Genomic DNA, 14,408 nt, shown 5'->3' with positions numbered 1-14,408 from the left:
CCGGGACGCGGGGTGCCCCACCTGAGCCTCGCGCTGCGCTTCCGCGACCACGATCGGCGACTGGCGCGGGCGCTGACCAACGCCGGCATGGTGCACCACAAGATCCACGACCAGAACTGGACCGCGTTGCCCACCCGCCCCGAGGCCGACAGCGAGCCCCGGCTGCTCTCCCCGGTGAGCACCGCCGCCACCCTCAACCTGGCGGCGGCGGCCGCGCAGGCGTCCCGGCTGTGGAAGCCGTTCGACGCCGCCTTCGCCGCCCGGACCCTCGCCGCCGCCGAGAAGGCGTACGCGGCGGCAAAGGCCAACCCGAACCGGCTCGCGTCCGCCTCGGACGGCACCGGCGGGGGCGCGTACGAGGACACCACCGTCAGCGACGAGTTCTACTGGGCGGCGGCCGAGCTGTACGCCACCACCGGCACGGCCGGCTACCGCACCGACCTGAGCGGCTCCCCGCACGCCCGGGGCACGAGCTTCACCAGATCGGCGTACGACTGGAGCTGGACCGCCGGGCTGGGGGACACCACCCTGGCCCTGGTGCCGACCGGCCTGCCCACCGCCGACGTGAGCGCGATCCGGACGGCGATCGTGGCCTTCGCCGACCGGATGCTCGCCCAGACCGCCAACCAGGGCTACCCGGCCCCGGGCAGCGGCGACGGCCACTACTACTGGGGTTCCAACGGCGGGGTCGCCAACAACGCGAACGTGCTCGCCACGGCCTTCGACCTGACCGGGACGGCCCGCTACCGGGCCGGGGCCTTCGCCGGTTACGACTACCTGCTCGGCCGCAACCCGCTCAACCAGTCCTACGTTGCCGGCTACGGGGACAAGCCGGTACGTAACGTGCACCACCGGTTCTGGGCCAACCAGAGCGACGGTGCGCTGCCCACCGCGCCGCCCGGCGCGCTCTCCGGCGGCCCGAACAGCGAGTTGCAGGACCCGGTCGCCCAGGCCCAGCTCGCCGGCTGCAAGCCGCAGAAGTGCTTCGTCGACGACATCGGGGCGTACTCGGTCAACGAGGTCGCGATCAACTGGAACTCGGCGCTGGCCTGGTTGGCGAACTGGGCGGCCGAGCAGGCCGGAACCGGCACCCCGCCGGAGCCGACCCCGTCCCCGACGGTGTCCCCGACCGGGTCGCCGACGCCGAGCCCGACCGTGACGCCGACGCCGACGCCGACCGCGACGCCGACACCGACACCGACCGCGACGCCGACACCGACCGGGCAGCCGACGCCGACGCTGCCGTCGCCGACCACCACCCCGCCGCCGGGTGGCGGGTGCGCGGTGACGTACACGGCGAACAGTTGGAGCACCGGCTTCACCGGCAACATGACGGTGACCAACACCGGCGTCGACGCCTGGTCGTCGTGGCGGCTGACCTTCCGGTTCACCGGCAACCAGCAGATCAGCCAGGGCTGGTCGGGCCGGTTCAGCCAGAGCGGTACGGAGGTGACGGTGACCAACGAGAGCTACAACGGCACGGTCGCCCCCAACGCCTCGGTCACCCTCGGCTTCAACGCCTCCTACAGCGGCGTCAACCCGACCCCGGTCGGCTTCGCCGTGAACGGGACGGCCTGCGCGCTGCGGTGACCGCCGGGCCGCCCACCCCCGGGCCCCGGGGGTGGGCGGCGCCGGGCTCGGGGTGGGCGGCGTCGGGCCGCATGTCGCCCTTAGGGGGTCATGGGAGGAATGCTCGTTCTCCACCGGTTCACAGCGTTTACGGTGCCTTCAGGTTCATCCGCACCGTGTCGCACCGGGAGAGGACCGACCATGCGCGTGCCCAGCCGAAGCCCCGGCCAACAGCCCGGCGTCACCCCGCCCGCCCCGGCCCGCCGGACGCCCGTCCCGTCCCGGGCCGCCCGGCCGGCCACCCCCGACCTCGCCGCCTACCGGGAGGCGGTCGCGGAGCTGCTGGTCGAGGTCGGCGCACTGGCCGGCACCGCCGCCACGGCGGCCCGTCAGGTGCTGCTCGACCAGCGGCTGCGCGAGCCGGCCATCGCCGAGGTGCTCGACGCCACCGAGCAGGGCCTGATCGGCGCCCGCGAGACGCTGCTGCTGGAGCTGGCCCGCCACCAGCCCAACGACCGCACCTCGGCCGCCGACCTGACCGCGCTGGTCCGGATCTACCTGCTGTCCCGCATCGACCTCATGTGGTGGCGGGACGCCCCGACCCTGCGCACCGACGAGCAGGTCAACACACACCCCGACCTGATCGACCTGGAATGGTTGCGCCGGCGCGGCCTGCTCGGCTTCCGATACCAGGAACAGCCGGCGAGCGTCCTCGGTCGCGGCGCACGCGTCGTCCGCCGCCGTCTGCTGCCGGAGGCCACCCCGCGCACCGCCGGGGTGACGTTCCGGCGGACCCGCCGGGAGCTCGTCGCCCTCCTCAACGACCTGGCCCGGGAGTTCGCCCGGTCCGCCCCGCCGGGCACCCCGCCACTGTGGGTGACCAGCTTCGCCCACAGCACCGAACACCAGTACCGGTTGCGTCGGCTCGGTCACCCGGCCATGCTCCCCAGTGGACACTGCCTCGGCTGGGCGGTGGACGTGGAGGTGGCCTGGTACGCCCGGTTCGGCGCACGTGACGTGCTGGCCGAGATCCTGCTGGCCCGGCAGGCCGCCGGCGAACTGAACGTCATCGACGAGGGGTCCGCCTGGCACGTCTGCCTGGCCCCCGCCGCCCGGGCCCGGCTGCGTTCCGCGTACGAGGCCGAGATGGGGATCTGAGCGGCCGGTCGGCGGTGACGGGTGGCAGGGACGGTCTGGAGGACCCGGTGCCGGGCCCGACCGGTCAGCCGGTCACCAGCAGGGCGAGTACCGAGGCCACCGTGGCGACCACCGCGACCACCGCGCTGGTCGCCACGAACCGGCCGAGCGGCACGGCCACCCCGGCGGCCCGGCAGCGTTCGTACCACAGCAGGGTGGCCAGCGACGCCCACGGCACCGCCAGCGGGCCGACGTTGGTGCCGATCAGCAGCGCCAGCAGCCGGGTCTCGTCGCCGGGCGTAAGCACCGCCTCGCCGGCCAGGTAGGCGGGCAGATTGTTGACCAGGTTGGCCAGGAACGCGCCGGTGCCACCGGCCCGCAACGCCCCCACCGTGCCACCGGCGTCGCCGAGCAGGACGGCCACCAGGTCGTCCAGGCCGAACCGGCCGAGGGTCTGCACCACCAGGAACAGGCCGGTCACGAAGACCAGCAGCCGCCAGGGCAGCAGCGCCGGGCGCAGGGTCCGCCGGGACCGGACCGCGAAGCCGAGCACCACCAGCCCGGCGGCGGCGGTGGCGGCGATCCCGATCTCCACCCCGGCCAGGATGCCGGCGACGAGCAGCAGGCAGCCGGCGACCGCCGTGCCGAACAGCAGCCGGTCCGCCGGCCGGTGCGGTGGGGGCGGGGTGAACCGGTCGGCGTCGCGTCGGCCCCGCCGCCAGTACCAGAGCCACAGCCCCGCCATGGTCACCCCGATCGCCGCGAGCTGCGGCAGCGCCATCCTGGCCGCGTACGCCGGTGGGGCCAGGTCGATCCGGTCGGCGGCGAGCAGGTTGGTCAGGTTCGACACCGGCAGCAGCAGACTGGCGGTGTTGGCCAGCCAGACCGTGGTCATCGCCAGCGGCCCCGGGGCGATGCCCAGTTTGCGGGCCAGCGCGATCATCACCGGGGTGAGCAGGACCGCGGTGGTGTCCAGGTTGAGCGCGATGGTGGTGACCGAGGCGAACCCGACGCAGAGCAGGAACAGGGCGACGAAGCTGCCCCGGGCCGCGACCGCCAACCGGGTGGCCAGCACGTCGAACACCCCGGCGACGGCGGTCAGCTCGGCGAGCACCACCACCGCGCCGAGGAAGAGCAGCAGCGGCAGGATGCGGTGCAACGTCGCCTGGGCCTCGGCCCGGGGGAGCAGGCCGGTGACCACCGCGCCGAGGCCCAGCACGGCCAGCCCGATCGCCACCCAATCCAGCGGGTGCAGCCCCGGACGGCGGGGGCGGTCGGTCGGTACGGGCGGTGCCCCGCCGGCAGGTGTCACGGCGACCGATCCTCGCACAGCCGGTCCGAGTCCGCCGCCGGTCGGCTGGAACGGTCGGTGACCGGCGGTTGCGGCCGATCGCCGGCCGCTGTCGGCCCGCACTTCGTCCCGGGCGCCGACCCCACGGTGGGCGGCCCGCACTTCGTCCCGGGCGCGCGAACGGCCCGGCCCCCGAACGGGGACCGGGCCGTCGCCGGTCGGTCGAGCTACCAGCTCAGGTAGCCGGCCTGGGTCTGCACGTTCAGCTCGGGAACCCGGACCAGATCGGCCGTCCAGGTCCGCCAGTCGTTGAGCTTCAGCACGTCCAGGCCCTTCTGGATGTCGCTGGAGTAGATGTGCCCGTTGTAGTAGTACGTCGACCAGGCGCCACCGGTGGTGAGCTGGGTGTCCGACAGCGGCCCCCGCTCCCAGAAACCGATCTCCTTCGGCCTGGTCGAGTCGGTGAAGTCCCAGACCGAGACGCCGCCCTGGTACCAGGCCTGCACCATGACGTCCCGTCCGAGCACCGGGATCAGCGAGCCGTTGTGGGCCACGCAGTTCTCGGTGTCGGCGTTGGTCCGGGGAATCTTGAAGTAGCTGCGGAACGTCAGCTTGCGGGCGTCACCGCGGCCGGCGATGTCGTAGACGGCGTCCGCGCCGCGGTTCGGGCCGACGGTCTCGTTGCAGGTGGCCGCGCCGCCGCCGCCGAGTTCGTCGGTGAAGACCACCTTGGTCCCGGCGTTGTTGAACGTCGCCGAGTGCCAGAACGCGAAGTTGACCGTGTCCCGGACCCGGTTGATCACCCGGGGCGCCTCGCGGTCCCGGATGTCCAGCAGGACGCCGTCGCCCATGCAGGCGCCGGCGGCCAGGTCCTTGGTCGGGTAGGCGGTGATGTCGTGGCATCCGGAGGTGGCCGAGGTCTGACCCGGGATGCCCTCGTAGCCGCCGTCCGGGAAGAGGTTCGGGGTGGCCACCACGGCCGCCTCGGTGGGCTTCTTCACCGGCACCTTGACGATCGAGATCGAGTCGTGCGGGGGCTGGCAGTCCGGGAAGTCCGCCCGGGGGCTGTACGACGACACGTACAGGTAGACCGTCTTACGGTCCTTGCCCGGGACGAGGGTGTGGGTGTGTGAACCGCAGGCGGTCTCCACCGACTTGATGTAGCGCGGGTTGGCCTTGTCGCTGATGTCGAAGACCTTGATGCCCTCCCAGGACTCCTTCACCGAGGCCGGCTGCGACACGCTGGCGCAGGAGTCGTCGTTGCGCGACGAGTCGGTGGAGAGGAAGAGCAGGTCGCCGTAGACCGAGATGTCGTTCTGCGAGCCGGGGCAGAGCACCTGCGACACGATCTTCGGGGCGCTGGGGCGGCCGATGTCGTAGACGACGAAGCCGTTGTAGTTGCCGACGAAGGCGTACCGGCCCTGGAAGGCCATGTCGGTGCCGAACGCGCTGGTGGTGTCGAACGGCGCCTGCTTGGGCAGGTTGGCGACCTGGCGCAGGTTGGGGCTGCTGGAGATCTCGTCGACGTCGAGGCCCGGGGCCGTCCCGGTCCCGCCCTCCGCCGCGGTGGCCGGTGCGGCGTTGCCCGCCGGGCTGGTGGCGACGCTCGCCACCAGCAGGCCGGCGGCGACCACGCTGACGATCTTCAGCTGCCGTCGTCGGGGTAAGGGGAATCTGATCATCGGCAGACCCTTCGAAAGGGGACGACGCGTGCCAGATAGCTTACCGGCCAGCGAGCATGGTCGATGTGATCTGTGCCACATCGAAGCACCGCGGTGAATGGATACTATCGCGATGACCTCGATCGGAGGGGGAGTCGTATGACCAGCCGACGTGGGCGGACCCTGCTCGTCGTCACAGCCGCCGCCGTCCTGCTGTCGATCGGGCTGGCCCTGCGCCCCGACGGCCCGTCGACCCCGGTGGCATCCGGCTCCACGGTCGCGCCGACCGCTACCCTTCCGGCCGACGCCCCCGGGGTGATCGTGCCCGGTCGGCCGGGGGAGCCCGCCACGACGCGGCCCGCGCAGGAGGTCCGCGACACCAGCTCACCCCGGTACAACACCCCCGACGTCTGGTTCGTCCGGATGATGATCCCGCACCACCAGCAGGCCCTCCAGATGGCCGCGCTCGCCCCCGACCGGGCCGCCAGCACGCAGGTCAAGGCGATCGCCGCACGAATCCGGGGTGCCCAGGGGCCGGAGATCGGGCTACTGCGCGGCTGGTTCGACACCCGGGGCCTGGCCGCCGAGGAGCCGGGCCACGACCATGGCGGGATGCGCGGCATGCAGTCACCCGAGGCGATCGGGCAACTCACCGCCGCCCGCGGCGTCGCCTTCGACCGGCTCTTCGTCCAGATGATGACGGCACACCACGAGGGCGCGGTGACGATGGCCACCGAGCTGCTCTCCGCCGGCGTCGACCCACAGCTCAACGAGTTCGCCAACGCGGTGGCGACCGAGCAGACCGTGGAGATCACCCGGTTGCGCGAGCTGGTCTGACCCCGCCGACCGGCCGGTCCGCCCGAGCGGCCGGCATCGACCCAGGTCGGGGCACTACGCTCGGTCACCGTGAGTCGTACCCTCTTCGGTCGCCCGCTGCGCAGCGTCGCCTTCGACGTCGGCGTCTGCGGCCTGGTGGCGCTCTTCGCCGTGAGCGGGGCGGAAGCCCAGCCCGGGGGCTGGCCGGCCGTCCTGGTCGGCCTCGCGATGACGCTGGCCCTGCTGTTCCGCCGGGTGCACCCGGCGCTGGTCGCCGCCGTGGTGGCCGCGCTGGCGCTGACCCAGGTGGTCGCCGGTTGGGGCGTGCTGGCCTACGACATCGCGGTGCTGATCGCCCTCTACAGCGTGGTCAAGTACGCCGACCGGCTGCGCGACGGCGTGCTGGCCGGGGTCGTCGCCGCCATCGGGGTGCTGCTGGCCGCCACGCAGTCCGAGTCCAACCTCGTCTGGTGGGCCACCGCGATCTACTTCGGCCTGGTCACCGGCGGGGTCTGGCTGGCCGCGTTGAACGTGCGCACCCGCCGGCTCTACGTGCTCAGCCTGGAGGAGCGGGCCGGCACCCTGGAGCGGGAGCGGGAGGCGGAGGCCCGTGCGGCGGTGGCCGGCGAGCGGGCCCGGATCGCCCGCGAGCTGCACGACGTGGTGGCGCACAGCATGGCGGTGATGATCGTGCAGGCCGACGGGGCCCGCCTGCTGTTCGACCGGGACCCGGAGACCGCCCGGCACGCGGTGAAGGTGGTGGCCGACACCGGTCGGCAGGCCCTGGAGGAGATGCGTCGGCTGGTCGACGTGCTGCGGGAACCGGGCACGCCGGAGGCGACGACCGGCCCTGACGACACCACCCCCACCACCGACCCGGAACGCCGCCGCGCCACCGTCGGGGAGGTGCCCGCCCTGGTGGGCCGGTTCCGCGACGCCGGCCTGCGGGTCCGGCTCCGCGCCGAGGGCGTGCCGGCGGCGCTGCCACCCGGGCTCGACCTGACTGTCTACCGGGTGGTGCAGGAGGCGCTCACCAACGCCCTCAAGCACGCCGGGGTCGGTGCGGACGTGACGGTCGTGCTCGGCGTCGACGACGACCTGGTGGTCCGGGTGACCGACGACGGACGCGGCCGTCCGCCGGTCCGCCCGGCCCCCTCCGGCGGCCATGGCCTGGTCGGGATGCGGGAACGGGTCGGTGTCTACGACGGTCGGCTCAGCGCCGGCCCCCGCACCGGTGGCGGGTGGGAGGTCGAGGTACGGCTGCCGCTACCGTCGACCCCGGACCCGGAGGTGATCGCGGTATGACGGTGCGAGTGGTGATCGTGGACGACCAGGCGCTGGTCCGGGCCGGCTTCCGGATGGTGCTGGACTCCCAGCCCGACCTGGCGGTCGTGGGCGAGGCGATCGACGGCGCGGACGCGCTGCGGGTGCTGGCCCGGGTCGAGGCCGACGTGGTGGTGATGGACCTGCGGATGCCGACCATGGACGGGGTGGAGGCGACCCGCCGGATCTGCGCCGGCTCCGCCGACGGCCGCCCCCGGGTGCTGGTGCTCACCACCTTCGACACGGAGGCGGACGCGTTCGCCGCGCTGCGTGCCGGGGCCAGCGGCTTCCTGCTGAAGAACGTGCCGCCGGAGGAACTGCTGGCGGCCATCCGGGTGGTCGCCGAGGGCGACTCGGTGGTCGCCCCGTCGATCACCCGTCGGCTGCTCGACCGGTTCGCCGACCGGCTCGGCCCGGCCCCCGCCGAGGACCCGCGACTGGCCCAGCTCACCGACCGGGAACGGGAGATCCTGCTGCTGGTCGCCCAGGGGCTGGCCAATGCCGAGATCGCCGCCCAGGTGCACGTCGCCGAGGCGACCGTGAAGACCCACGTCGGCCGGATCCTGGCCAAGCTCCAGCTCCGCGACCGGGTCCAGGTGGTGGTCCTGGCGTACGAGAGCGGCCTGGTCACCCCGGGCGGCTGAGCCGGGTACGACCTGAGTCGTAGGGGTGGCCCCGGTCGGGGGCGACCTGCGGTGGAGCCGGTGCGAGCGGCCGGGTGGACGCCGGCCGGTCCGGTGCTGCCTAGCGTCGGAGGAGACCTGCACCACGCCGACCGGGAGTCCCCATGTCCGTCCCCACGTCCGTCCATCCCGCTACCGGTTGCCCGGGGCCCGTCCGGTTCGCAGCCGGCTGCTCCGACCCCGTCCGGCCCGCCACGGTCGTGGCCGTCGCCCACCGCCGGCGGTGACCGGGATGCTGCGCCTGACCCTGCGCACGTTGCGCGCCGACGCGCTGCGCCTGCTGCTCTCCTCGGTGGCGATCGTGCTCGGTGTCGCCTTCGTCGCCGGCACACTGATGCTCACCGACGGCATGCGGGCCGGGGCGTACGAGCGGGCCGCCACCTTCGACCGGCACACCGACCTCGGCGTCTACGCCGGCCGGGGCGCCCTGCCGCCGTCCCTGGTCGACCGGGTGCGCGCGGTCGACGGGGTGGCCGCCGCCGCCGGTGAGCTGACCGCCCTCGCCGGGGTGGTCGGTGCCGACGGCCGTCCGGTGCTCGGTTTCGGAGTGCTCGCCGCGATCCCCACCGAACCGGCGCTGCGCTCGTACGACGTGGTCGCCGGCCGGCTGCCCGACCGCGCCGGCGAGGTGGTCCTCGACGCGCCGACGGTGGCACAGCAGGGTTTCGTCCTCGGCACCCCGGTCTCCGTCGGCGGAGCCACCGGCCCGGCCCGCCCGTACACCCTGGTCGGCACCGTGGACGTGGCCGGCACCGCGCGGGACATCGGCGGCCCGTTCATCGGCCTGGTCGGCGCGGACGCCCTGGCGGCCAGCGGGGAACAGGGCTACGGCCGGATCATGGTGGCCGCCGAGCCGGGCATGTCGGCGCAGACGCTGGACGACCGGGTGGCCGGGGTGGTCGGCGGCGACGCCACGGTGAAGTCGCGGCAGCGCATCCTCGACGAGGCCGTCGACGACGCGGTCCGCGACCTGGACCAGTTCCGGATGGTGCTGCTCACCTTCGCCGGGGTGGCGGTGGTGGTGGCCGGGTTCGTCATCGCCAACACCTTCGCCATCGTGCTCGCCCAGCGGGCCCGGCGGACCGCGCTGCTGCGGCTGGTGGGGGCGCACCGGGGGCAGGTCTTCCGGGCCGCCGTGCTGGAGTCGGTGGTGCTCGGCCTGGTCGGCTCGGCCCTCGGGGTGGCGTTCGGCGCCGGCCTGGCCGCCGCGGCGACGGCCCTGGCGCCCCGCCTCGATTTGCCGGTCTCCGGTGACCTCACGCCCACCCCCCGGACCGTTCTGCTCAGCCTGCTGCTCGGCACCGTGGTCACCGTCGGGTCCGCGCTGGTGCCCGCCTGGCAGGGCACCCGGGTGCCGCCGGTGGCCGCCCTCACCGACGCGGCCGGGCAGCCGGCCCGGGGCGCCGGGCGGGTCCGGCTGGCCGTCGGCGCGCTGGTCGGAGCCGCCGGCATCGCCGCGCTGGCCGGGGCTGCCGCCGCCGGCCAGATCGCCCTGGTCGCCCTCGGCGGGGTGCTGGCCTTCTTCGGCATCGTGCTGTTCGGTCCGGTGCTGGTGCCGCTGCTGGTGCGGGTGCTCGGCCGACCGCTGCGGCCACTCCTCGGGGCCACCGCCGCGCTCGCCGTCGCCAACGCCGCCCGCAACCCGCGTCGGATCTCCGCGACCGCCACCGCCCTGGTGATCGGCATCGGGCTGGTCTCGGCGTTCGTGGTGGGCGCCGGCAGCGTCAAGGTGGGCATCGAGCGCGCGGTCGACGCCCAGATCGGCGTCGACTACGTGGTCACCGGCATCGGCGGCGACCTGCCCGCCCCACTCGCCGGCGAGCTGGCGACCCGCCCCGAGGTGGGCGTGGTGCACGAACAGCGCAGCCGGGTCGTCGACGGCGTCGAGCTGCGGTCCGCGCATCCGGCCCTGGTGCGCCGTACCCTCGCCGGGGTCGACGCCGGGGACGTCGCCGACCTGGAGCCGGGGACGGTGCTGGCGCATCGGGAACTGGCCTCGGCCCGGGGCTGGCGGGTGGGGTCGACGGTCACCGTCGCCGGACGTCCGTTCCGGGTGGCCGCCGTGGTCACCGCCGATGCCCCGACGCCGGCCCAGGTTCCCGCCGGGCACGTCGTCGACCTGACCGACGCCGACTTCACCGCGCTCTTCCCGACCGAACGGGGCCGTCTGGCCGAGGTCGAACCAGCCACCGGGGTGTCCGCCGAGCGGGCCCGCGCCGCCGTCGAGGCGGTGGTCGCCCGGTATCCGACGGTGAACCTGATGGACCAGGCGGCCTACAAGAAGATGCTCACCGGCACGGTGGACATGCTGCTCGCCTTCGTCACCGCGCTGCTCGGCCTGGCCGTGGTGATCGCCCTGGTCGGCGTCGCGAACACGCTCAGCCTCTCGGTGCTGGAGCGGACCCGGGAGAACGCCGTGCTGCGTGCGCTCGGGCTGTCCCGGGGACGGATGCGTGCGCTGCTGGCCGTCGAGGCGGTGCTGACCGCCCTGGTCGGCGCGCTGCTCGGCACCGCGCTGGGTATCGGCGTCAGCGCCGGGGCGGTGGCCTTCGTGGCCCGGGTCGGCGGGGACTTCACGCTGGTGCTGCCCTGGGGGCGGCTCGGTGTGATGCTGGCCGTGGCGGTGCTGGCCGCGTTGGCCGCCTCGGTGCTGCCGGCCCGCCGGGCGTTGGCCCGCCCGGTGGTGGAGGCGCTCGGCGCGGACTGACCCGGTCCGGTCCCGGGGCCGGCCGGCCCGGTGGTGGTACGGGCCGGCCGGTACCGGTCAGAGCCGTTCCACCATCTCGCCCCGGCACCGGTCCCGGGTGTCGAAGACGTACCGGGCGTGTCGAGTGACCAGGTCGTAGTCGAAGCTGTCGTGGTCGGTCACCAGCACCACCGCGTCGGCCGCCGCGACCTCCCGCTCGGTCAGGTCGACCACCACCACCCCGCCGGGGATGTGCTGCGGCTCGGCGTACGGCTCCACCGCGTGCACGTCCGCACCGAGCGCCTGCAGCCGCCGGGCCACGTCCACCGCCGGCGAGTCGCGCATGTCGCCGGTGTTCTTCTTGTACGCCAGGCCGAGCAGCAGCAACCGGGCGCCGTTGACCGGCCGGCCGATCCGGTTCAGCCCGGCCATCACCCGCTGGGCCACGTGCTCGGGCATCTGGTGGTTGATGTCGTCGGCCAGTTCGATGAACCGGAACGGTCTGCCCAGGGTGCGCTTGACCTGCCAGGACAGGTAGCACGGGTCGATCGGCAGGCAGTGCCCGCCGACGCCCGGTCCGGGCCGGAACGGCATGAAACCGAACGGCTTGGACGATGCGGCCTCGATCGCCTGCCAGGCGTCGATGCCCAGGTGGTGGGAGGCCATCGCCAGCTCGTTGATCAGCGCGATGTTGACCTGGCGGAAGGTGTTCTCGATCAGCTTGGTCAGCTCGGCGACCCGGGTGGAGTCGACCGGCACGGTCCGCTCGACCAGCCGGCGGTAGAAGCCGTCCACCCGGGCCAGCGACGCCTCGTCCACCCCGGACACCACCTTGGGCGTGTTCTCCAGCCGCCAGGTGGGGTTGCCCGGGTCGATCCGCTCCGGGCTGTAACCGAGGTGGAAGTCACCCGGGCTGCGCAGTCCGCTCGCCGCCTCCAGCAGCGGCCGGAGCAGATCCTCGGTGGTCCCCGGGTAGGTGGTCGACTCCAGCACCACCGTGCAGCCGTGCCGGACGTACGGGCCGACGGCGCTGCCGGCCTGCTCGACGTAGCTCAGGTCGGGGGCCCCGTCGCGCAGCGGGGTGGGTACGGTGATGACGCAGATGTCGAAACCCTCGGCGTCCGGATACTCGGTGCTCGGCCGGTACCGGCCACTGGCCAGGGCGCGGCCGAGCCGGTCGGCGGGGATGTCCTCGACGAAGGACTCGCCGGAGGCCAGCCGTTTGACCCGGTCGGCGTCGACGTCCAGCCCGACCACGTCCAGCCCGGCCTCGACGGCGCGCATGGCCAGCGGCAGCCCGACGTAGCCCTGACCGATAACGACGAGCTTCTCTGCGTTCACCCGAGCTCCCTGTCAGACGTGTACTACTCGGGAGCCTAGATGGCGATATGGCGATTTACGTCCGTTTCGGTGTTCCTGGGATGCCTGCTGTCGGGACGGATCAGCTGCCGGTCAGCTGGCTTGCCGGCGGGGGATTGTTGCCGCCCCCGCCGCCCCCGCCGCCCCCGCCGCTCGTGTCGGCCGTGGTCGGCGGCGGCTCCGCGGGGGTGGTGGCCGTGGGCGGCGTCGGTTCCGCGGGGGTGGTCGTGGGCGGCGTCGGTTCCGTGGGGGTGGCCGGCGCGGACTTGGTCGGCAGCGGCTGGGACGAGCCGTTCCGGGGCGGCGTCGGGCTGACCGATATCGACGGCGACGACCGGTCGGTCGGGTTTCCCGGCCGGTACGGCCGCGCCGGCTCGTCGGGGCCGGTCTCCTCGGTGACCGCCGGGGCCTCGGTCTGGTCGGTGGGCGCTACCGCCGGTCCGGTGCTCCGGATGTTCGGCACGCCGTTGTCGAGCGACTTCGCCGCGCCGAGCGCGGCGCCGAGTGCGGTCAACGCCACCAGCACCGCGGCCAACGCGCCGACCAGGGAACCTCGGCGGCTGCGCCGCGACCCCGGGCCGACCACCGTCGTCGGCGTTCTCGGCAGGTCGACGCGGTGGCCGTTCGCCCCGGACGGGTCGCGCAGCGGCGGGGTCACCAGGGCGGTCATGGCGGCGCTGCCGTCACCGGTCGCGGCGCGGGCGGCGGCGGCCATCTCGGCACCCGTGGCGAAACGGTCCGCCGGGTCCTTGGCCAGTGCCCGCGCCACCAGGGCCCGGACCGCCGCGGGAATGTCCGCCGGCAGCTCCGGGGGCTCGTCGTCGAGGTGCCGCACTGCCACCTGGAGCGGGTTGTCGCCGGTGAACGGCGGTTGCCCGGTCAGGCAGCAGTGCGCCACCGCGCCGAGGGCGTAGATGTCGGTGGCGGCCGAGACCGGACGGCCGGATGCCTGCTCCGGCGCCATGTAGAGGGCGGTGCCCGGCACCGCGTTGGTGCTGGTGATGCTCGTCACGTTCGTGGAGCGGGCGACCCCGAAGTCGACAAGCACCACCGTGCCGTCCTCCTGCACCAGCAGGTTGCTCGGCTTGACGTCCCGGTGCACGATCCCACCGGCATGCGCGGCATGCAGGGCCTGGGCGACCTGCGCCACGATCGACATCGTCTCGGTCACGTCCAGCTGGCCGGCCGATTCGATCCGGCGCGACAGCGGCTCGCCCTCGACGAACTCCATGACGAGATAGTCGGCCCGGCCGCCGTCGGGGAGCCGGTCCTCGCCGCAGTCGAAGACCTGCACGATGCCGGGATTGCGGAGCGCGGCCATGATCCGCGCCTCGGAGCGGAACCGGGCGATGAAATCAGGGTCCGAGACGAGCGCCGGCAGCAGTACCTTCACCGCGACCTGGCGACCGAGAACCAGGTCGGTGGCACGCCAGACGTCGCCCATGCCGCCGGTGGCGACACGTTCGTCCAGGCGGTAGCGACCGCTGAGCACGACCTCGGATGACAACACCCCCATACCGTACCCAGGGGCCTCCCGTCCGGCAGACGCCGATATCCCTTCCGGTATCCGCAGGCCGGTCCGTCCGGGTCCGGCCGTCTACCGCCCTGACGGGCGGTGATCGGCGGTCAACTCGCCGTCATCACCGACGCGCGCCGCAGACGTGGCGGTCCACCGCTCGCGGCCCGACGTTGCGTCGGGAGCGTCCCGAGGGTGATCCGCGTTACGCCGACCCGCCGTCGTTCCGGGTTGATCCATCTCACCCTTTCCGCCCCGATGACCCCTTGCTCCCGACCCCACCCGGCTCCTAACCTTGCCCCGACTCTGGCCCACCCGGTGCCGGTACCGCGGCCACACCCGACGCCGTGCCTCCCGGCGGTGTCCA

General features: G+C 73.8%; 10 protein-coding genes. 6 read left to right on the top strand and 4 right to left on the bottom strand.

Annotation, left to right across the window (positions count from 1 at the left end):
• The first annotated feature begins 12 nt into the window (after positions 1–12).
• Together ACIG87_RS06650 and ACIG87_RS06645 are read left to right on the top strand one after the other, a co-directional pair.
• Positions 13–1,590: a glycoside hydrolase family 9 protein gene (locus ACIG87_RS06650; protein ID WP_396848818.1), complete on the top strand. Its 1,578-nt coding sequence runs from the start codon at positions 13–15 to the stop codon at positions 1,588–1,590.
• Between the two features lie 180 nt (positions 1,591–1,770).
• Positions 1,771–2,727, top strand: a complete 957-nt coding sequence (locus tag ACIG87_RS06645) for a hypothetical protein (RefSeq protein ID WP_396848817.1) — start codon at positions 1,771–1,773, stop codon at positions 2,725–2,727.
• A 64-nt stretch (positions 2,728–2,791) separates the two neighbouring features.
• Here the strand turns inward: ACIG87_RS06645 and ACIG87_RS06640 are convergent, their stop codons facing one another.
• Positions 2,792–4,018, bottom strand: coding sequence for an SLC13 family permease (locus ACIG87_RS06640; RefSeq protein WP_396848815.1), 1,227 nt, complete (start codon positions 4,016–4,018; stop codon positions 2,792–2,794).
• Between the two features lie 206 nt (positions 4,019–4,224).
• Entirely contained in the window at positions 4,225–5,679 is a 1,455-nt protein-coding gene (locus tag ACIG87_RS06635; protein WP_396848813.1) for an LVIVD repeat-containing protein, read from the bottom strand.
• A gap of 138 nt (positions 5,680–5,817) precedes the next feature.
• Between ACIG87_RS06635 and ACIG87_RS06630 the strand changes: the two genes are divergently transcribed.
• From ACIG87_RS06630 to ACIG87_RS06615, 4 genes are all read left to right on the top strand, one after another.
• Positions 5,818–6,495 (top strand): DUF305 domain-containing protein, encoded by a 678-nt coding sequence (locus ACIG87_RS06630; RefSeq protein WP_396848811.1) that lies wholly within the window; start codon positions 5,818–5,820, stop codon positions 6,493–6,495.
• Positions 6,496–6,564: 69 nt separating this feature from the next.
• Positions 6,565–7,779: a sensor histidine kinase gene (locus ACIG87_RS06625; RefSeq protein WP_396848810.1), complete on the top strand. Its 1,215-nt coding sequence runs from the start codon at positions 6,565–6,567 to the stop codon at positions 7,777–7,779.
• Positions 7,776–8,441 carry a response regulator gene (locus tag ACIG87_RS06620; RefSeq protein ID WP_396848808.1) on the top strand — a complete coding sequence of 222 codons (666 nt, stop codon included), beginning with the start codon at positions 7,776–7,778 and terminating at the stop codon, positions 8,439–8,441. Before ACIG87_RS06625 ends, ACIG87_RS06620 begins: the two co-directional genes overlap by 4 nt.
• A 271-nt stretch (positions 8,442–8,712) precedes the next feature.
• On the top strand, positions 8,713–11,187 hold the full coding sequence (locus tag ACIG87_RS06615; RefSeq protein ID WP_396848806.1) for an ABC transporter permease: 2,475 nt from the start codon (positions 8,713–8,715) through the stop codon (positions 11,185–11,187).
• A 57-nt stretch (positions 11,188–11,244) separates the two neighbouring features.
• Here the strand turns inward: ACIG87_RS06615 and ACIG87_RS06610 are convergent, their stop codons facing one another.
• Both ACIG87_RS06610 and ACIG87_RS06605 read right to left on the bottom strand, forming a co-directional pair.
• Positions 11,245–12,507: a nucleotide sugar dehydrogenase gene (locus ACIG87_RS06610; RefSeq protein WP_396848804.1), complete on the bottom strand. Its 1,263-nt coding sequence runs from the start codon at positions 12,505–12,507 to the stop codon at positions 11,245–11,247.
• A gap of 100 nt (positions 12,508–12,607) precedes the next feature.
• Positions 12,608–14,035, bottom strand: coding sequence for a serine/threonine-protein kinase (locus ACIG87_RS06605; RefSeq protein ID WP_396848803.1), 1,428 nt, complete (start codon positions 14,033–14,035; stop codon positions 12,608–12,610).
• Between the last annotated feature and the right edge of the window lie 373 nt (positions 14,036–14,408).

Origin of the sequence: Micromonospora sp. NPDC051925 (assembly GCF_044548625.1) — a bacterium.
GTDB lineage: Bacteria > Actinomycetota > Actinomycetes > Mycobacteriales > Micromonosporaceae > Micromonospora.
Note: the sequence above shows the minus strand (reverse complement) of the source record. Positions and strands in the feature narration are given on the sequence as shown.